Origin of the sequence: Flavobacterium daejeonense DSM 17708 (assembly GCF_000425425.1) — a bacterium.
In the GTDB taxonomy this organism is placed as follows: Bacteria; Bacteroidota; Bacteroidia; order Flavobacteriales; family Flavobacteriaceae; genus Flavobacterium; species Flavobacterium daejeonense.
In genome coordinates this window covers 328,985-349,259 of the sequence record NZ_AUDK01000001.1, presented here as the reverse complement: position 1 = coordinate 349,259, position 20,275 = coordinate 328,985, and the positions used below count along the sequence as shown (strand labels likewise).

The 20,275-nt window shown below is 33.0% G+C and carries 15 protein-coding genes; 14 read left to right on the top strand and 1 reads right to left on the bottom strand.

The genetic code is table 11. From position 1 onward, the window contains the following. Positions 1-93 precede the first annotated feature (93 nt). The 13 genes from H599_RS0101475 (at position 94) to H599_RS0101410 (ending at position 17,050) form a co-directional block, all read left to right on the top strand. Positions 94-1,212 carry an efflux RND transporter periplasmic adaptor subunit gene (locus H599_RS0101475; protein WP_081810479.1) on the top strand — a complete coding sequence of 373 codons (1,119 nt, stop codon included), beginning with the start codon at positions 94-96 and terminating at the stop codon, positions 1,210-1,212. A gap of 280 nt (positions 1,213-1,492) precedes the next feature. Then, complete coding sequence (locus H599_RS0101470) at positions 1,493-4,588, top strand: efflux RND transporter permease subunit (protein ID WP_026712488.1); 3,096 nt, start codon at positions 1,493-1,495, stop codon at positions 4,586-4,588. 46 nt (positions 4,589-4,634) lie between these two features. Next, positions 4,635-6,149 (top strand): TolC family protein, encoded by a 1,515-nt coding sequence (locus H599_RS0101465; protein WP_026712487.1) that lies wholly within the window; start codon positions 4,635-4,637, stop codon positions 6,147-6,149. 16 nt (positions 6,150-6,165) lie between these two features. Next, the gene (locus H599_RS0101460) at positions 6,166-6,366 is read left to right on the top strand and encodes an HTH domain-containing protein (RefSeq protein ID WP_026712486.1); all 201 of its coding nucleotides are present in this window, start codon (positions 6,166-6,168) and stop codon (positions 6,364-6,366) included. A 296-nt stretch (positions 6,367-6,662) separates the two neighbouring features. Then, positions 6,663-6,980, top strand: a complete 318-nt coding sequence (locus H599_RS19015; RefSeq protein WP_035140979.1) for a hypothetical protein — start codon at positions 6,663-6,665, stop codon at positions 6,978-6,980. A gap of 57 nt (positions 6,981-7,037) precedes the next feature. Then, the gene (locus H599_RS0101450; RefSeq protein ID WP_162174241.1) at positions 7,038-8,147 is read left to right on the top strand and encodes a 6-bladed beta-propeller; all 1,110 of its coding nucleotides are present in this window, start codon (positions 7,038-7,040) and stop codon (positions 8,145-8,147) included. A 2-nt stretch (positions 8,148-8,149) separates the two neighbouring features. Next, positions 8,150-8,773, top strand: a complete 624-nt coding sequence (locus H599_RS0101445) for a hypothetical protein (RefSeq protein ID WP_026712484.1) — start codon at positions 8,150-8,152, stop codon at positions 8,771-8,773. Positions 8,774-8,958: 185 nt separating this feature from the next. After that, positions 8,959-9,684 carry a TlpA family protein disulfide reductase gene (locus H599_RS21055; RefSeq protein WP_051590596.1) on the top strand — a complete coding sequence of 242 codons (726 nt, stop codon included), beginning with the start codon at positions 8,959-8,961 and terminating at the stop codon, positions 9,682-9,684. After that, positions 9,685-9,858, top strand: a complete 174-nt coding sequence (locus tag H599_RS20685) for a hypothetical protein (protein ID WP_155960713.1) — start codon at positions 9,685-9,687, stop codon at positions 9,856-9,858. It begins immediately after the preceding gene. A gap of 232 nt (positions 9,859-10,090) precedes the next feature. Next, positions 10,091-11,107, top strand: coding sequence for a signal peptidase I (gene lepB / locus H599_RS0101425; RefSeq protein WP_155960712.1), 1,017 nt, complete (start codon positions 10,091-10,093; stop codon positions 11,105-11,107). Beyond that, positions 11,108-14,257, top strand: a complete 3,150-nt coding sequence (locus H599_RS0101420) for an efflux RND transporter permease subunit (protein ID WP_026712482.1) — start codon at positions 11,108-11,110, stop codon at positions 14,255-14,257. A 57-nt stretch (positions 14,258-14,314) separates the two neighbouring features. Next, complete coding sequence (locus H599_RS0101415) at positions 14,315-16,228, top strand: hypothetical protein (protein WP_026712481.1); 1,914 nt, start codon at positions 14,315-14,317, stop codon at positions 16,226-16,228. Between the two features lie 120 nt (positions 16,229-16,348). Next, positions 16,349-17,050, top strand: coding sequence for a porin family protein (locus tag H599_RS0101410; protein ID WP_026712480.1), 702 nt, complete (start codon positions 16,349-16,351; stop codon positions 17,048-17,050). Here H599_RS0101410 and H599_RS19005 read toward each other — a convergent pair. After that, the gene (locus H599_RS19005; RefSeq protein ID WP_081810477.1) at positions 17,045-17,653 is read right to left on the bottom strand and encodes a hypothetical protein; all 609 of its coding nucleotides are present in this window, start codon (positions 17,651-17,653) and stop codon (positions 17,045-17,047) included. The two genes, H599_RS0101410 and H599_RS19005, sit on opposite strands and share 6 nt — an antisense overlap. A gap of 168 nt (positions 17,654-17,821) precedes the next feature. On the opposite strand from H599_RS19005, the gene H599_RS0101400 reads away from it, so the two are divergent. Next, positions 17,822-20,266 carry a bifunctional UDP-N-acetylmuramoyl-tripeptide:D-alanyl-D-alanine ligase/alanine racemase gene (locus H599_RS0101400; protein WP_026712478.1) on the top strand — a complete coding sequence of 815 codons (2,445 nt, stop codon included), beginning with the start codon at positions 17,822-17,824 and terminating at the stop codon, positions 20,264-20,266. Positions 20,267-20,275 lie beyond the last annotated feature (9 nt).

Genomic DNA, 20,275 nt, shown 5'->3' with positions numbered 1-20,275 from the left:
TCCCAATATAATAAACTTAATGGAGAATTGGTTTTGAGTTTGGGATTCTACCAAGGGTTACAAATACATTAAAGAAAATAAAACACCACAGAAATGAGTAAAACTGTTTGCCCCAAAATCACCAGCCTTAGTATCGTATCTTTTTTCATGCTAGTTTCTTTATTGTTTCATAGCTGTGCCAGATCCAAAGCCGCAAATGAAACTACTATCGAAAAAAAGACCTATGTATCAGAAAAAAACGAAGTAGAAACCATAGTATTGAAAAATGAATCGTTCCAAAAAGAGTTGGTGAGCAACGGTAAAATTATTGCGGCTCAAAAAAATAGTGTGCAATTTGAAGTAAGTGACAAACTGGAACATCTGTATGTGAAAAATGGGGATTTTGTTCATAAAGGGCAATTGCTGGCAAGCCTAAATCCGTTTAAATACCAGCAAAGACTGGCCAGAGCAGAAATAGATTTAAAAAAAGCCAAATTTCAGTTCGAGGATATGCTGGTGGGACGAGGGATTTTTACCAGCAAGAAAGACAGTATTCCTAAAGCCATCTATGATATGGTGGCCAGTAGAACCGGTTATGATGCCGCATTGTTAGAATTGAAAACGGCTCAGTTCGAATTGCAATCTACTAAGTTAATTGCACCTTTTAGTGGGAAAGTAGCCAATATTGAGAGTAGAGTTTACGAGAATGTTAGTGCCGGAAAAAGTTTTATGACTTTGATAGACGATTCGGTATTTGAGGTAGAATTTTATCTAATAGAATCCGAAATGAAAGATGTTGCCTTGAATAGTAGTGTGCAAATAGTTCCTTTTGCATTGGGTAAAACCTATAATGGACACATCTCCTCGATTAATCCGTTGATTGAAAAAAACGGAACCATTCTGGTAAAAGCCGTTGTAGCCAATGACGGAAAACTTACCGAAGGCATGAATGTAAAAGTACGTATCGAGAAAGAAGTAAAAAATCAGTTGGTCGTGCCAAAATCGGCAGTAGTATTACGAGACAATCAGGAGGTATTGTTTAAGGTTGTCGATGGCAAAGCCTATTGGACGTATGTACAAACCACTCTAGAAAACAGCAGTTCATACTCCGTAATTGCCCATCCGGATAAAAGCAGTGCGAGCCTAAACCCTGGAGATACCGTGATTGTTGCCGGAAATTTGAATTTAGCCCATGATAGTGAAGTGGTTGTTAGCGTTAATAAGAAAAATTAAGCGTTTTACCCGTCACTTCGAGTGATTTTTAATAGTAATGCGACAGCTTTACTATTAAAAATTGTATCGAGAAGCCTATAAGACATACCGTTCTCGATACATTTTATTAAAGGTTCTCGATACAAATTTTCTGAAAAAGCTATGTGCATTTTCTGAAAATTCACTCGAACTGACGAGAAGCTGTAACGTTATATTGCTTTTTTCAGAATAGAAAACACACCTCGAACTGACGAATCCATTAAATTAAGAATCATTTTCTTCCATTTTACAAACCCCTTTTATGGTAAAATTTTTAATCAATAGACCTATTGCTGTTTTAATGACCACGCTTTGCATGCTTATTTTAGGGCTGTATGCGTTTGGTTTTATCCCGGTAGCTTTAATGCCCAATATCGATATTCCTGAAATCACCGTGCAAGTGGAAGCCGATAATATGTCGGCAAGACAAGTGGAAGACGTTATTATAAAAAATTTGCGTTCCAATTTAATGCAGCTAAGCCACCTGAAAGATATTAAAACGGAATCCAGCAATGGCAACGGCATCATTCGATTGAGTTTTGAACAGGGAACCAAGATTGATTACTCCTTTATTGAAGTCAATGAGAAAATTGACCGTGCCATGGGAAATCTTCCCAAGACTATCAAACGTCCTAAAGTAATCAAGGCTAATATTACCGATGTTCCTGTATTTTATTTGAATCTGACTTTAAAAAACAAGAACAAAGAAATCCCTATCGTTTCTAATAGTGAACTCTATCCCGTTTCGCAACAATTTGTTGATTTTAGTCGTTTTGCTAATCAGGTGATTCGTAAACGCATTGAGCAAGTGGAAGAAGTTGCCATGGTAGATGTCAGCGGATTGGTTTTTTCTGAAATTAGGATTGTTCCAGATATTGAGAAGCTTGATGCCTTAGGAATTAGTTTGAACGAATTGGAATCGGCCATCAAAACGTATGATGTTGAGGTGGGGAGTTTATTGATTAAAGACAATCAATACCAATACAATGTTCGTTTGGGATCCAGCCTGAATACTATTAAAGAAATTGAAGCTATTTATATCAAAAAAAGTGACCGGCTTTTCCAGTTAAAAGATCTGGCTCAGGTTATCGAGCATCCACAAAAACGCACGGGATTGGTTATATCTGATGATAAAGAAGCTATAACGATGGCCATCATTCAGCAAAGCGATGCGAGAATGGAAAATTTAAAATCATCATTGAATTCCCTTGTTGACAGGCTTAAAAGTGACTATCCCACCATAGAATTTTCAGTAAGCCGAGACCAAACCGAATTGTTGGAAGTAGCCATATCCAATATCAAACAAGATTTGGTATGGGGTATTTTATTGGCATTTGCCATTATGTTTTTGTTTTTGAAAGATGTCAAATCACCTTTATTGATAGGTATATCTGTGCCAGTTTCTTTGATAATTAGTTTGGCATTTTTTCATGTTTTTTCTATTTCTATTAATATTATTTCGTTGTCGGGATTAATTTTAGGAATAGGTTTAATGATTGATAATTCCATTATTGTCATTGAAAATATTATACAATACAGAGAGCAAAAACACTCTTTAACACAAGCCTGTGTTTTAGGAGCTAATGAAGTGATCAAACCTTTGCTTTCCTCTGTCTTGACAACCTGTTCCGTTTTTTTACCGCTGTCTTTTTTAAGTGGTATTTCGGGGGCTTTGTTTTATGATCAGGCTATGGCGATAACGATAGGATTGTTTGTTTCGTTATTAGTCTCTGTTACTTTAGTACCCTTATTATACCATCTTTTTCATTTAAAAGATACCGGAAAGAAAAGCAGAATGGAACGTTTTCTTGAAAAAACGAATACTTTGGATTATGGGGAATTATACGAAAAAGGATTTCGTTTTGTGATGCGAAAACAAAAAATGTGTTGGGCTATTTGCATCACATTACTACTGGTAGGAGTGGCTTTATTTCAGTTACTTCCCAAAACACAGATGCCTTATTTAACGACAACCGAAACAGTATTAAAAATTGACTGGAACAAACAAATTAATGTCGAGGAAAACAAACGAATGGTATTGGAAGTACTAGAACCTGTAAAAAATGAACTCCTGAATTATACAGCACTGGTAGGCTCGCAACAATTTATTTTAGACAAAGAATCGGCTGCTTTATCTTCAGAAAGTGCCATTTATATTCGCTGTGATTCTCCCGAAAAATTAGCGAAAGTAAAAAAAGAAATGACTCTTTTTCTTCAAAAAAAATATGCCAAAGCCGTTGTTTCCTATAGCAATGTGGACAATATTTTTAATATGATTTTCTCAGACAAGCAAGAAATTTTAGTGGCCCGATTACGAAATGTAGCCAATATAGGAAATGCACAAAACGAACAATTAAAAAAAGTTTGGGGTCAGGTACAACAAAATATAGGCAATATACAATTAAACCCTATTGCATGGCAGGAACACATCAATCTTATAGCAGATCAGGAAAAGTTAATGACGTATGGAGTAACTACCAATACCTTATTTGATGCCTTAAAAAGTGCTTTTAACGAACGTGAAATTTTATCGGTAATAGACAATCAAAATTTTGTCCCTGTCATCCTTGGTGGAGAAAGCAAAACAATTGAGCAAGTGTTGAGTGAAACCACAGTACAATCCAGAGATAGTGCCGTATTTCACGCCAGTGATTTTATTAAAGCCGTCAATTCCCAAGACATGAAAACCATTACAGGAGGTATGGAAGGCGAATACTACCCGATTGCATTAAATACGGATGAAGAGAATGTCAATCATAGCATTACTACCGTAAAAAATGTGGTAAAGGATAATAAATTGTATACCGTTTCCTTTAGCGGGAGCTTTTTTAGCAACAAGGAATTAATGGGCGAATTAATCGCTGTTTTGTTAATTTCATTGCTGCTGCTTTATTTCATCTTGGCTTCTCAATTTGAATCCCTCGTACTACCGTTAATCATATTAATTGAAATTCCTCTGGATTTGGCAGGAGCTTTTCTATTGTTGAAAATTTTTGGGATGAGTATTAATTTAATGTCCATGATTGGTATTGTGGTGATGAGTGGAATTGTAATTAATGATTCCATCCTGAAAATTGACACCATTATCCAATTACAACGTCAGGGGAATTCTATTCTAAAAGCGCTGCTAATTGCAGGACAACGAAGGCTAAAACCCATCTTGATGACCAGTTTGACTACTATTTTGGCAGTTGTTCCGCTTCTTTTTACAGGTGGTATAGGAGCAGAATTGCAAGCGCCGCTAGCAACGGTATTAACAGGCGGAATGATATTAGGAACTATAATCAGTCTTTATTTTACCCCTTTATGCTATTACTATTTTGCTAAAAGGATGGAGAAGAAAGTAAAAAAGTTATGAGTTAAAAGTTAAGGGTTAAAGATTATGAATATTCAATTTATAAATAATGAATTTTATTAAAAACACACATTTGATTTTACTTTTTAGTTTTGGTTTATACAGCTTACAAATCACAGCTCAAAACTCAAAAAAAATTGCAGATAATAAACAAAAAGTCACACTCGAAGATATTATTGCTATTGCCAGTAAAAAATCCTTAGATGCTTTTAAAGCCAAGCAACAATATGGGGCGAGTTATTGGCAGTTTAGATCATTTAAAGCAAGTGTATTACCCAGAGTTGATTTAGAACTGGAACCTTTAACATACAATAAATCGGTATTAAAAAGATATGATTCCGAAAATAACATTGATGTGTATCGACCGCAACAAAATTTAAACTCGTATGCGAACCTTAGCATCAATCAGAATGTTAAAGCTACAGGAGCAACATTTTATGTGAATTCCAGTTTTAACCGCCTGGCTAATTACGGACTAGTTGATTCCAAAGATTTTACTGCCACTCCTATTCGTATTGGAGTGATCCAACCCATCATGGCTTTTAATCGTTTCAAATGGGCACATAAAATTTCACCTCTACAATATGAACATGCTAAAAAAGAATACCTCTATGAACTGCAGGATATCAAATTAAAGGCAGTGAACTACTTTTTTAATTGGGCTTCGGCAAGTAAGAGAGTCGAACTGGCTCAGGAGAATGTGTTAACAACCCAAAAGCTTTTTAAAATAGGAACTAAACGATATGAAATAGGCTCAATCGAAAAAGATGACGTACTTAATTTAGAATTAGATGTCTATAATGCCGAAACCAGTTTAACCCAGAATGAGAGAGAATTGGAAAAAGCGGAATCGGAATTGCGATTGTTTCTAAGAGACGACAGCTCATTGCATTCATTACCGGAATTACCGGAATTGATATCCAACTTACAAATAGATACTAAAGAAGCTACGGCACTAGCCGAAGCGAACAATCCGGATGTTTTTAATTTAAAAATAAAAAGAATAGAAGCACAAAGGGATTTGGATAAAGTAATCAAGGAAAATCGTTTTGATTTGTCTTTAAGAGGAAGTTATGGACTCAATCAAAATGCGAATACCTTTAGTGACGCTTATGGCAGATTGTTAGAACAACAAATGATTAGTATCCAAATGAATATCCCCTTATTAGATTGGGGAGAAAGAAAAGGAAATATCAAAACGGCAAAAATGAATAATGAAGTCAGCGAAATTGCAGTCCAACAAGAAAGCGACAAGCTAAGTCAGCAATTAAGCTTGAAAATCATAGATTTTAATCTTCAGAAACAATTGGTAACTGTAGCCTTGCGCACTAGTGAAATCTCAAAATCATCTTATGATGTAACTGAAAAACGATTTTTATCAGGAAGTATTGATTTGTTAAGACTAACCAGTGCCAGAAAAGCCTGGCAAACAGCTTCTGAAAATTATATCACGAGTTTGTATAATTATTGGAAATTTTATTATGAGGTACAGCAATTGACTCTTTATGATTTTCAAAATAAAAGTACTATCAGTAATGATTTTGATGAAATGTTGGATAAATAATTAAAATGATGTAGTTATGACCTATTCTGAAAGAAAAGAAAAAGAAAAACACTTATTGTATTTAATTGAACATAAAAGATTGCATTCTCTTGAAAAAGTAGCCAGTGACTACGAATGCAGTGTCAGGACAGTAAAAAGAATGCTAACCAATTTGAGGGAAGAAGGTTATGCTATTAGCTATTGTCGAAAAAATAATAATTATTTTATCAAAAAATAGCAAAGTGACAGAATTTGTCCCTCAAGGGTGTTTTTTTTGTAAGATAATAAAACAAATCCTCTGGGTTTTAAAATTAAAAAAATCTGACAATGTTTAACTTAAAAAAATGCAGCCTATGACATAGACCACAACCCAGAGGAAGATTTTATAAAAGATGATGTCTTTATAATTTCGTATAATGACTTAAAGCAAAATCGTTGTAATGTTCCGCAAAAGTAACATTCCTATACCACTTTGCAAAAACAACAAGTACAAAAGGGTTTAAAAACCCATTTTAAACAATTAAATTTTATAGAATGAAAAAAATAATAGGAATTTTAGGTATTGCAGTGATTACTGTAATGATGATTTTTAATATTAATACCATTAATGATTCTACTTCAGATACCAGTTTAGCCAGTTTAATGAGTATGAATGTTGCACATGCCGATGGAGAAGGAGGTACTAAGCCAACATGTGCAGCAGGTGGCTGTAATGCATCTTCATGTTCTTTTTCTGGTGAAATCTCTGTCATGGGATCAGGTACAACAGTGAGTTGTTCTGTAAGTTGTGATAGTAGTACATGGGCATGTTGTCACTTAACTGCATATTGCTTTTCAAAAACTAAATGTTAAATTCTTTAAAATCAGTTAGGATTTAATTCCTAACTGATGTTTATTAAAAACGATAAAATGAAAAAATTAAAATTATACTATTCAAGTCTTATAATAATGAGTATAGCAATCCTATGCTTAAGTTCATGCGAAAAAAATAAAATTGCTGTGCCAAAAATTCAGGTACCTCTTCAAGTTATGAAAAAGGATATATCTAGTGATTATTTTTCACCTTTCAAATATGTAAAATTGGAAATAAATGATGATTGCATTTTAGGTAACATCAAAAAAATAATTTTAGATGGCAATAAACTATACATATTAGATACAAAAGCTGTAAAAGCTGTTTGTGTTTTTGATACTAATGGTAAATTTTTAAATAAAATTGGAACAATTGGGAAAGGACCAGGAGAATACCAAACCCCTATTGATTTTTACATTGACAAAAAAAATGGAGCAGTCATAATACTAGATTTATTTTTAAAAAAAACAATTTCATATGATTTTACGGGAAAATATCTGATGCAAAATAATTTACCTTTTAATTGTATTTCAATAGAAAAGTTTGAAAAGCATTATTTGTTAAAAGCCGCTACATCTGGTGGTATTGAAACCGCTAAAAAAAGGTACAAATTTCAAAATTGGGATGAAAAACAAATCACAAACAAGTTTTTAGCCATTCCAAAAAATCAGCAAGGTGATTTTTCATTATCAAATCCGCTCATAAGGTTTGGTAATAAAATTACTTATTCAGAGGCTTTTAACGATACTATATATCGATTCGCAGATGGGGTATATAATTCTAAAATTTATGTTGATTTTGGAATAAAAAAGCTTCCAGAAAAAATCTCAAATCTTAGTTTAGCGGATAAAATACAAGCTGTTTCGTCAAAAACATTAGATTACAGATTGTTTATTAACAACAATTTTGAAACAAATAGATTCATTTATTTCACATTTCTAAGTAAAGAAGGGAAAAGCAATTGCATTCACGACCTTGTGAAAAATAAAACTTATATTTTTAATCAGCTCATAACATTTAATAATAAACCAATTGAAACTACTATTACAGGTACAGCGGATAATAACACCGTTTACACAATTATTGATCCCTCAAGTGAGATTGCAAAAGAGTTTAAAATTGGAAATTTAGATAACCCAGGATTATTATTATTCAAAGTAAAATAAAAATGAAAAATAAAATTACAACTATTATCATCACAATTTTGCTATTGTTTAATCTTTCTCTATTATACAAAATTAGCAATATCGGGAAAACTAAAAATCAAGCTATTGACAACAAAACAGAAGTTCAATCTTCTAAAAATTATGATTTTGGCAATCAAGAAACACTTGAAAAAATGATGTTCAATCAAATAGAAAGTGAAGGTTATAAAATCAATAAAAATGTCAAACTAATGAAGTTAGCTTCGAAAGACAGTGTCAAACTTTCATCAATAACTCAAGATAAACCCAAATTAATTTTTTACCTAGATAAAAATATTTGTACTTCTTGTGTAGAAAATGAATTAGATTATCTGTCAAAAAAATATACAAAAGGAAACAAAAAAGTAGCAATCATAAGTATAGATGGAAATGAACGAGATTTATTTATTTTAGATAAAAAATACAAACTGGGTGGTGAACTGTATCTATTGAAATCTGCTTTAGGTATTCCAGCTGAAAAAATAACTCAACCTTTGTACTTTGTCTTGCAAAACGATTTAGTTACTAATGTATTTGTTCCTAATAAAAATATTGTCAACTATTCAAACCAGTATTTTAAAATCATTAATTCAAAATTTTTTAATTAGGAGATTTAAGCCATCAATGGATAAATAGGAACAATATTTTGATTTAAGAATCAAGAGGAAATTCATTTGATAATTCTCATCGTATATCTTATGGTAATTAAATATTCAGATATGAACTGTAGTTTAAATTTAACCTATGGTTCATGTTTTTTTAAAATAATAATCATAAAATAAAAAAATAGCTCATGAAGCAGATATTAGTGTTATTAACAATTGGAATATTTTTTAGCGTATCAATTAATGCACAAAAAAAAGAGCGTTTTTTGAAAAGTAAAATAATTTCTGGTTATCCGTTAGAAATAAAACCGATTGTGAAAGAATTAGGATTGAGTAATTTAAGTTATTCCAATTTGGAAACGGGAATTGACAGCATGAAAGTTGTTTTTGGAGGATTGACACAAGGTAAATCAAATGGCTATTGGATTTCCTCCTATATTAATAATAAATTCAAGACTTTTAGTACTGTTGAGCTTCTAAAAAATGAATCATCTCAATTCCCAACCAATGTTACAGACATTAGTTATGACAATTCTTCGAAAAAAATTTCTGTTCAATTGAAGCACAATACTTCTACCAACGAAATTCAATATCTATGGCTTAATGGAAGTATGCAAAAAAGTAAAATTGCCACAATCATAAACATAGAAAAAACAATAGAAAAAGAGAAAATTTTTCCTTCTGTCACAGTTGAATCTTTAAAAAGCGATAATGTTTCAATTAAGGATTTTATTGGTAAATATGTTGTTATTAATTGGTGGGCGACAACTTGTGCCCCATGTATACGTGAAATGCCGGGTTTAAATTCTTTGGTTGAAAAATATAAATCGAATCCTGATGTCATCTTTCTAGCAATAGCCTTTGATAAAAAAGAAGAAGTAAAATATTTTTTAAATTCAAAGAATTTTAATTAAATGCAAACATTAGGAAATAATGAAACAGCTAAACTTTTTGGAGAATCTTTCCCAAAGAATATAATTATAAATCCTAAAGGAATTACATCATTCTATAGTGAAGGAGGAAATGAAAACATGTACATAAATATTGAAGCAGAATTAAAAAGACTGTTAAACAAAGACAAAGAATAGAAAAACAAAAAACTTCCTTTTAAGCTCAAAAGTTGCCAATGAAACTAGTATGAAAAAAGTCTATATAACGAAAAAGAATGAGGTGGAAACTATACTTTTGAAAAACGAATCTTTCCAAAAAGAGTTGGTGAGCAATGTTAAAAAATTATTGCAGCTCAAAATAATTGTGTACAATTCCTTAGTTGTACTACAGTTTTTACACTTAATCAAAAAATATTAAATTATAGTACACTTGAAGAAAACAGTAAAGCCTGTCATTTTATTTTTAGTTATTTTAAGTTTAGTGATTATTATTAGACTATTGGTCTTTGATATTTATAAAATCCCAAGCTCCTCTATGGAGAACCTGTTGTATCCAGGGGATGTAATTGTGATTAATAAACTTGAATATGGCCCGAGATTGCCTCGTTCCCCTTTTGACATTCCATGGATAAACATCGCTTTTTATTTTAATGATAAGGCGAAGAAAAGAATAAAAGAAGATTGGTGGGATTATAAAAGAGTATCGGGTACTTCAACAATTAAACAGGGAGATATTTTTGTATTTAACTCTACATGGAATAAAAATTATATTCTGGTTAAACGTTGTGTAGCATTACCTGGTGATACACTAAATATTAAAAACGCAGCAATTTATACCAATAATAAGCTTTTTGCTTCTCCTGACACAGAAAAAAACAATTATAAATTTAAAATTAAAAACAAAAAAAAATTATATAAAGCACTTGATTCTTTGGCTTTAAATGACATAATGCTAAATAATTGCAGTGGTAAATTTAGTGAAGGAAATCTATCAAAATTTGAATTAGACTTTCTTAAGAAAGTTAATTGTATTAATTCAATTAAAATTAAAATTGACACCTTTGTTGAAGGAAAGACATTTGTCAAAACGCCTGAAATAAAATGGACATTTGATAATATGGGGCCTTTTGTGATTCCCAAAAAAGGAATGCAAATAAAATTAAATCCAGAAACTTTTTCATTATATGAGAGAGCAATTAATGGCTCTGAGAATTGCAAGATTAAGGAGTTAAAGGGTATTTGTTTTATAAATAATAAAAAAGCTACTACCTACACATTCAAACAAGATTATTATTTTATGATGGGTGATAATAGAAAGGAAACCTTAGATTCTCGGGCATGGGGTTTTGTCCCGGAATCTAATATTATTGGTAAAGTACAATGTGTGTTATGGTCAAATTATCAAGGTGAATTTCAATGGGATAGATTATTTAAAAATGTAAAATAGATGAATATAATTTCAAAAATCCCTTCGTTTACCATATTAACGTGTTTTATTTGCCTGTCTATTATTGGCGCAAGTATGATTCCGTTATTGAGTGTTCAATTGAATCCATCGAATAATCTACCTTCTTTAAGCGTTAGTTATGGTTGGCATGATGTTTCAGCAAAAGTTATAGAACAGGAAGTAACCTCTAAATTAGAAGGCGTTTTCAATACGGTCAAAGGGATTAAAGAGATAAATTCTACCACAAACAAAGAAAACGGATCCATCAATATTCAATTCAAAAAGAATACTGATTTGGATGCCGTTCGATTTGAAATGGCCAATCTAATTCGTCAAACCTATTCCGATCTTCCTGATGGAGTGAGTTATCCGCAATTGTCCATTAGCGGAGCCAATGAGAATGCTTCTCCTATTTTAACCTATAGCATCAATGCCAGTGAGAGTCCTTATCTTATTAAGAAATATGCCGAAAATGAGCTACTCCCCAAATTAGCCACCATAAAAGGCGTAAATAAAGTATCGGTATATGGTGCTGATCCTTTTGATTGGGTGATAAAATATGATTCGGATAAACTGTTACAACTCTCGATATCAGTTAATGAAATTGAAAATGCCATTCGCGAATATTTTCAAACCCAGCAATTAGGAAACGGAAGTGTAGTCTCTAAAAATAATGCTGAAATTCAGGAAATTGCATTGGTATTAAGCTATAAACAGGAAACAGCAATTGATTGGGATAACATCCCGATAAAGAAAATAGGAAATAGAATTATTTATCTAAAGAACATTGCCACAGCCCAATATAAAGAAGCTCCTATGCAGGCTTATTTTAGAATAAACGGTAAAAATTCCATCAATATGGTCGTTTATACCGAAAAAGGAGCCAATACGATTGATGCGGCTAATAAAGTAAAAAAGGAAATTAATCATTTAAAAAGAGAAATAAAAGGGGAATACAGCTTGAAATTAACCAATGATACTTCTCAATACATTGCTGAAGAACTACAAAAAATTGAAGAAAAGATGTTGTTCTCCTTATTGATATTATTTCTGCTCATTTTAGTCACAAGCCGAAGCTTAAAATACATATTGATTTTATTATTTAGCATTATTGCCAATCTTTTAATTGCGATAATCTTCTATTATCTATTAAAGGTAGAATTGCAATTGTATTCCTTTGCCGGTATTACAATCTCTTTAGGAATCATTATTGATAATTGTATTATTATGATAGATCACCTGAGGAACAAAGGGGATAAAAAAGTGTTTTTAGCTATTTTAGCAACAACTTTAACTACTACGGGTGCCTTATTGTCCACCTTTTTATTGGATGAATCTGTGCAAGCCAATTTAAGGGATTTTACTCTAGTTATTGCTATAAACATAGGCATTTCATTATTTGTGGCATTATTTTTTGTTCCGGCACTTTTGGAAAAAATGCGTGTCAACGACAAAAAGAAAGCTTTTTCAAGAAAAAGGAGGATAATCCAATTTACAAATTATTATCACAAACTGATTTTAGCATTTAAAAAACCACGTTTTAAATGGTTGTTTATTGTTGTTTTATTGTTGGGTTTTGGTTTGCCAATACAGTTTTTACCAAAAGAAATAAAGGGCAATAGCTTTTTTGAAAAAACGTATAATAGTACCATTGGCAGTGAATGGTTTTACGATGACATAAAACCAACATTAGAAAAAATACTCGGAGGCTCTCTTAGACTGTTTACTGAAAATGTTTATGAGAACTCCCACTATTCTGATCCGGAGAGAACCACATTGAGGGTCAGTGGCAGTATGCCCGATGGTTGTACAATTGAGCAACTTAATGAGGTAATTATTAAAATGGAAAATTACATCAGCAGCTTTGAGGAAGTAGAATTATTTGAGACCAATATAGGGAGTTATAAAAATTCAAGCATTTCCATTTATTTTAAAAAAGAAAGTGAATTTAATGGTTTTCCGTTTAAGTTAAAAAGTTTGTTAGAATCCAAAGCCATCAGTTTGGGAGGACTGGATTGGTCAGTGAGTGGTGTGGGTCAGGGTTTTTCGAATGCTTTAGGATCGGACTACAAAAACAACAGAATTATACTGGAAGGCTATAATTATGATAAATTATACGCTTATGCCGAGCTTTTAAAATCACAGTTGATAACAAACTCCTCTTCGAGGATTAAAGAGGTAGATATAACCAATGGTAATTCTTGGGGCAATGGTAATTCGTATGAATACTTTTTAGATTTTGATGCCGAAAAAATGGCAATGGCGGAGGTGTACCAAACAGGACTCTATTCGTATTTAAGAAATCAAACCCATGCCGGCGGTGTAACGGCATTTATTGCTAATAATGAATTGCAACAAGTTAAATTAATGTCTGATCAATACCAAAAAGTCAATGTTTGGGATTTAAAACATGTTCCTATCAGTATTGGAAACAATCAATATAAATTAGACCAAATGGCTGCTATCGAAAAAAGAAAAACAGGAAACTCCATTTCGAAATTCAATCAGCAATATCGTTTAACGGTTGAATATGATTTTATAGGAACAGAGCCATTAGCTAAAAAAGTAAGGGAAGATAACGTAAAAGAGTTGGGAAATAAATTACCGGTAGGTTACAGGGTATTTGAAAATTCGTATGGAGGATGGGATAAAAAGGATATGAAACAATATTATTTCATATTTGTGGTCATTTTAATTATCTTTTTCATTTGTTCTGTTTTACTTGAATCTTTAAAGCAGCCTTTTGTCATAATTAGTATGATACCAATTTCTTTTATCGGTGTTTTTCTAACGTTTTATCTTTTTGACTTCAATTTTGATCAAGGGGGGTATGCTTCTTTTATATTATTATGCGGAATTAGCGTAAATGCTGCTTTATACATCATAAATGATTATAACAATTTAAGAAAAGAATATCCTTTAAGAAATCCACAATTACTATATTTTAAAGCTTTTAATTATAAAATCATTCCAGTAATGTTGACGATTATTTCTACTATGGCAGGTTTAATCCCTTTTATATGGGGCGGGCAAAATGAGGCGTTTTGGTTTTCGTTTGCGGTAGGTTCTATAGGAGGCTTATTGTTTTCGTTAATAGGAATATTATTTTATTTGCCGATTTTTCTTAAATTGAAACTGCCACAAATTTAAATAGAACTAAATATTTAAAAAGTAAAATCCTTTAAATCACAAATAATCTCATAAAATATGCGTAAATTCAAAACAATCATATACTTACAACTTGTATTTTTAGCTTTAATCTCTTGTAGTAGAGCTGACAGCGTTCTGAAAGATTCATTGAATAAAGCAGGAGATAATAAATTGGAATTGGAAAAAGTGTTAAATTTTTATAAGGACAATTCTGAGGATAGCCTTAAATATAAAGCTGCAGTATTCTTAATAGAGAATATGGCTAATCATTATTCGTATCAATCTGTTGTTTCCGGGTTTGAAGGTGTATTTGATAGTATAAACAAATATCCCATGGATGGGTTTCGTCGTGGTATATTTGAAAAGTTAATGGATTCGGTTTCACAAAAAAGAAATATACCAAAACCGGAATTAATTTCTGATGTCAAGACTGTAACCTCTCAATACTTAATTAATACTATTGAGTTATCATTTGAGGCTTGGAATAAAATCCCCAAAAAAAAGAAAGCTTCTTTTAATGATTTTTGCAATTATATTTTACCTTATAAGAATAGTGATGAGCCTATTGAAGAAGATGCCCGTGAAAAATTAGCTAAAAAGTATTCATGGGTTTATAAGCAACTTGAAAATGGGGCTACTTTACATTCGATAGCGGATTCTATTAAATCCGAATTTAGGTTTACAGTTGTTGGGCAAATGCGAGAACTTTATCCCATTCCATTAAGTATCAGCCAAATTGAAAAATCCAGAATGGGGGTATGTGATGATGGGGTAAATTATTTGGTAAATGTATTTAGATCTTTAGGAATAATAAGTGCCAAGGAGATGATATCTCATTGGGGCAATCATTATTCGATGGGGCATTCCTGGCTATATGTGAAGTATGGAGATGAAGAATATTCAACAGATGTATCCAGAAAAGGGGATGTAAGAGAGGAATATTTAGGAGAAAGCATCCCTAAGGTGAATAGAGCTACCTATAGTTTTCAAAAAGACTTCACGTTTTCACCATTGGCAAAAGATGTGACAGCAGAATATGTCCCAACGGTAAATATTACAATCAATAATATTTTAAATACACCGCAATCTCAACCTGTATTATATGTTTTTGATAGAAATAGTCAATGGGCACCAGTTTCTTATGGAAAGTGCAAAGACGAAAATAATGTATATAATGGGATAGGGGTTAATGTGCTGTATTTGGCAGCCAATCAGGATGGTAATTCGATTAATCCGATCAATTATCCTTTTTTTGTAGATAACACTAAAAAAATTCATTTTTTCAGACCTTCAAAATTTATTTTGGATTCCGTTCCTTTAGTTAGAAAATATGGATTGACTTCGGCAAAAACTAAAACAAAAATGGACTGGATGACAAGTCTGAATGATAATCTAGTGCAGGGAGCCAATAATCAAAATTTCGATAATGCAAAAACATTATATCGGATATCAAATTTTAACAGCACCCATTTAAAAAAGATGGTACTAAAGCAGCAGGAAAAATTTAGGTATGTTCGTTTTTATTCCAATAAAAAAGAATCTTTTTTAGTCAAGTTGGCTTTTTACGATGCTAAGGGAAAAGAATTGAAAGGAGAAGTTGTTAAAGAAAACAATGCAATTCTGAAATGGGATAACGGTGTTTTTGATGACGATCCCGGTTCCTACTCTGGAGGTAGAGATTTTACATTAGGATTAAAGTTTAAGAAACCTACACTGATCCATTCTGTTGCTTTTCAGGCAAGAAATGACGGTAATCATATAAATACAGGAGATGAATATGAATTGTTTTATTGGGACAAGGAATGGAAAACTTTAGGCAGACAAATTGCCAGAGATACGGTTCTTTATTATAGCACACCCGCTAATTCGTTATTATGGTTAAAAGACAATACAAATGGTAAAGAAGAACATGTGTTTACTATTGATAAAAACAAGAAACAGCATTGGTTAGGATTTGATAATTATAAATGATTATCGTAGTACTTGTATATTTTACATTCGATAAGTAAAACAAAAAACGGTTAATATCCTATATTTGTAATGCCTAAAGAAATCTTGAAAAGAATGAATCATTTTAAAAACAAAATCAATATGCGATTATTACTTAGTTGTTGTTTACTATTGAGTGCTTTTGATGTTTTTTCACAAGTAAATAAGGTTTCTGATGTGGCGCAAGAAATAAAAATCGATTCTTTATACAGAGAAGATCAGTTTTATTTTGCTTTTATTTACAACACCTTACAGCAAAAACCAATAGGCCTGAAACAACAAAAATTCTCTATCGGGCTTTCGGGCGGATTTTTGAGGGATATGCCTATTAATAAACTGCGAACAAAAGCTTTTGCGACAGGTTTGGGTTTGAGTTATAATAATTACAATGAGAATTTAGGAATCACCGGAACGGCTAAGGATGCGGTTTATACAATTTTAGGTTCGCAGTCAAACTTTGATAAAAACAAATTTACTCAGTTGTTAATCGATGTTCCGCTTGAATTCCGTTGGCGTACTTCTACTTATCAAAGTTACAAGTTTTGGCGCATTTATGGCGGTGTGAAATTCAGCTATCTGGCTTACAGTAAATCGGTATTGGTGGATGATAACGGCAAAACGGTAATTACAAATAACGATGATTTTAACAAACTACTCTACAGTTTATACCTTTCGGCTGGTTTTAATACGCTGAATGTTTATGCCTGTTACGGTTTGAATCCGATTTTTAAATCCATTAGCGTCGATGGTCAAAAGATCAATATGAAATCCTTAAATGTGGGTGTGATTTTCTATATTTTATAACCAAAGAAAAAGCAGAAGAATCTGTGGGATACTTCCTAAAAGTACACCAGTAACCAATTCCTGAGGGGTATGTGCTTTCATAATCAATCGGGAGGAAGCTACAAAACCATTCATCAGCACCATGAAAATAATCAATGCGGTATTAGCCGTGTGGTGGTGCAAACTCAATCCAAAAATGAAAAAAGTAAGCGCACTTAATCCGGTCATGTGCAAACTGGCTTTTTTATTGGCAAATAAAAGAATCAGGGCAATGAGCGTGCTGGACAAAGCGCCGAGCATGAAAAAATGAAGTTCGGGATAGCGTTCGAGGGTAATGCTTTTTTTGACCAAAAGAATCAACAGAAAACATTGAATAACCAAAGGGAATTTTCGTTCGGACAATTCCGGAACCATTATCGAAGTGATTTTTCCGGTAAGGCGCAGCAGGACAAAGAAAAGAATCGGAATAGCAAAAGTAATAACGCTTACTTCCAGTAAAACCAAATATTTTTCTTTGTTAAAAAAATACGACTGATTGGAAAAAAGATAAAAAAGCGTGGCATAAATCGGGATGAAAACCGGATGAAACAGATAAGAAAAGAATGGGAAAAGTTTTTTTGGCATTGTGAAATGGCTTAGAATCACAAATATAACGAAACTATTAAAATGACATTGTTTTATTGCGGGCAGAATTGAACTGTGCTCCTGTTTTTAACGCAAATTGTGTGGTTTCAATTGAAAAAGAAGTCTTATTTTTGAGAATGTTTTTTGCCTTAACCCGAATTTAATTTCATGAATATAACCGTTGAGAATAGTGTTTCAATTCTAAATGCCCGATGGGAGGGAACAAATCCCGAAGCTTTGATTGATAACATTTCTATAGACAGTCGTTCGTTGCAAAACAGTGAGCACAGCCTCTTTTTTGCCTTGAGCGGATCCAATAATGACGCCCATCATTACATCAAGGATTTAATTGCCATTGGCGTTCAGAATTTTGTTGTGACCCGAATTCCCGACGATTGCGCGGCTAAAGCCAATTTTTTGATTGTCGGAAATACTCTGGTGGCTTTGCAACAATTTGCTGCTTATTATCGCGGACGTTTTTATTTTCCAATTATAGGTTTAACCGGAAGCAACGGAAAAACTATTGTCAAAGAATGGCTTAATTTCTTGTTGAGTCCGGATTATAATGTGATTCGAAGCCCTAAAAGTTACAATTCGCAGGTGGGCGTTCCGTTGTCGGTGGTGGCAATTAATGAAAAGCATAATTTGGGGATTTTTGAAGCCGGCATTTCTACGGTGAATGAAATGGATAAACTGGAAAAAATCATCAAACCCAATATAGGTGTTTTGACCAATATTGGTTCGTCGCACGATGAAGGTTTTGCTGATTTGGAACAGAAAATCCAACAAAAAATGCAGCTTTTTAAAGATGCCGCTGTTTTGATTTATCCAAAAAGCAGTGTGATTGAAAAATACATCAACCCGAATACGAAAGCTTTTTCCTGGAGTTTTAAAGAGGAAGATGCCAATGTTTTTGTGAGCAAAAAAGAAATTTCACATCAGGAAACTGTATTGGTTTTTCAATACAAAGGAAGTGCTTATGAATTGAAAATCCCTTTTGTAGATAAGGCTTCGGTAGAGAATGCCGTTTCCTGTTTGCTGGTGATGCTGCATTTTGGTTACGAAGTTGAGGTGATTCAGGCGCGAATGGAACTGCTTTTTCCGGTCGAAATGCGTCTGGAAGTGAAAAACGGAATTAACAATTGCACTGTGATTGATGATAGCTACAGCTCGGATTATCAGTCGTTAAAAATTGCTTTGGACGTTCTAGAAAGTCAAAATAAATTTCATAAAAAAACGGTCATTCTTTCGGATATTTTTCAAAGTGGATTTCCCAATGAACAATTGTATGCGAAGGTTGCCAAGCTGATTGTTTCTAATAAAATCAATCGTGTTATCGGAATAGGAGAAACGATTTTGCACTTTAAAGAGCAATTTTCGAATTGTATTACGTTTAAAAACACCGCCGATTTTGTTGCCAATTTTGAGAAATTGGATTTTTCCAATGAAAGTATTTTAATCAAAGGAGCGCGTTCGTTTCATTTTGAGGAAATCGTGACACTGCTCGAAGAGAAAACTCATGAAACAGTTTTAGAAATTAATCTCAATGCGATTAGTTATAATCTGAATTTTTTTAAATCGAAATTGAAACCAAAAGTAAAAATCATGGTTATGGTGAAAGCTTTTGGTTATGGAAACGGCGGACTCGAAATTGCCAAATTGCTCGAACATCACAAAGTAGATTATTTGGGTGTGGCTTTTGCCGATGAAGGAATTTCGTTGAAAAATGGCGGAATTAAATTGCCTATTATGGTTTTGAATCCGGAAAGCACCAGTTTTCCGGCAATTATTCAGTACGGATTAGAACCTGAAATTTATAGTTTGAAAGGTCTGCACGCCTTTTTAAAAATAGCCAAACAAAAAAATCTGCAACATTTCCCGATTCACATTAAAGTGGATACGGGCATGCATCGTTTGGGATTTGAAGAAAATACCGTGGACGAATTGATTGCGACTTTAAAAGGGAATTCGACCGTTAAAGTACAAAGTATTTTGTCGCACATGGCCACGAGCGACGATGTAAATCATTATGAATTTGCGTTGTCGCAAATCCGTTTGTTCGAAAAATTATCTTCTAGAATTATTCGCGAATTAGAAATAAACCCGATTCGACATATTTTGAATACTTCAGGAATCAGTAATTTTCCTGATTCGCAGTACGACATGGTGCGTTTAGGAATCGGACTTTACGGGGTTTCTAACGATGCCGAAGAACAAAAAGAATTGGAAAATGTGGGAACTTTAAAGTCCATTGTTTCACAAATCCGAACGATTCCAGCCGGAGACAGTGTGGGTTACGGACGTCGTTTTATGGCCGAAAAAACGACTAAAGTGGCTACGATTCCGATTGGTTATGCCGACGGAATCCGAAGAGCCTGGGGCAACGGTGTAGGATTTGTGACGATTAAAGACCAAAAAGCACCAATTTTGGGTAGTGTTTGCATGGATATGTTGATGGTGGATGTGAGCGAAATAGACTGTTTAGAAGGTGATGATGTGATTATTTTTGGCGAAAGCCCTTCGGTTTCTTATATGGCTAATCAGCTTCAAACGATTCCGTATGAGATTTTGACGAGTATTTCGCAGCGGGTAAAACGGGTTTTTTATCGATAATTTTTTGAT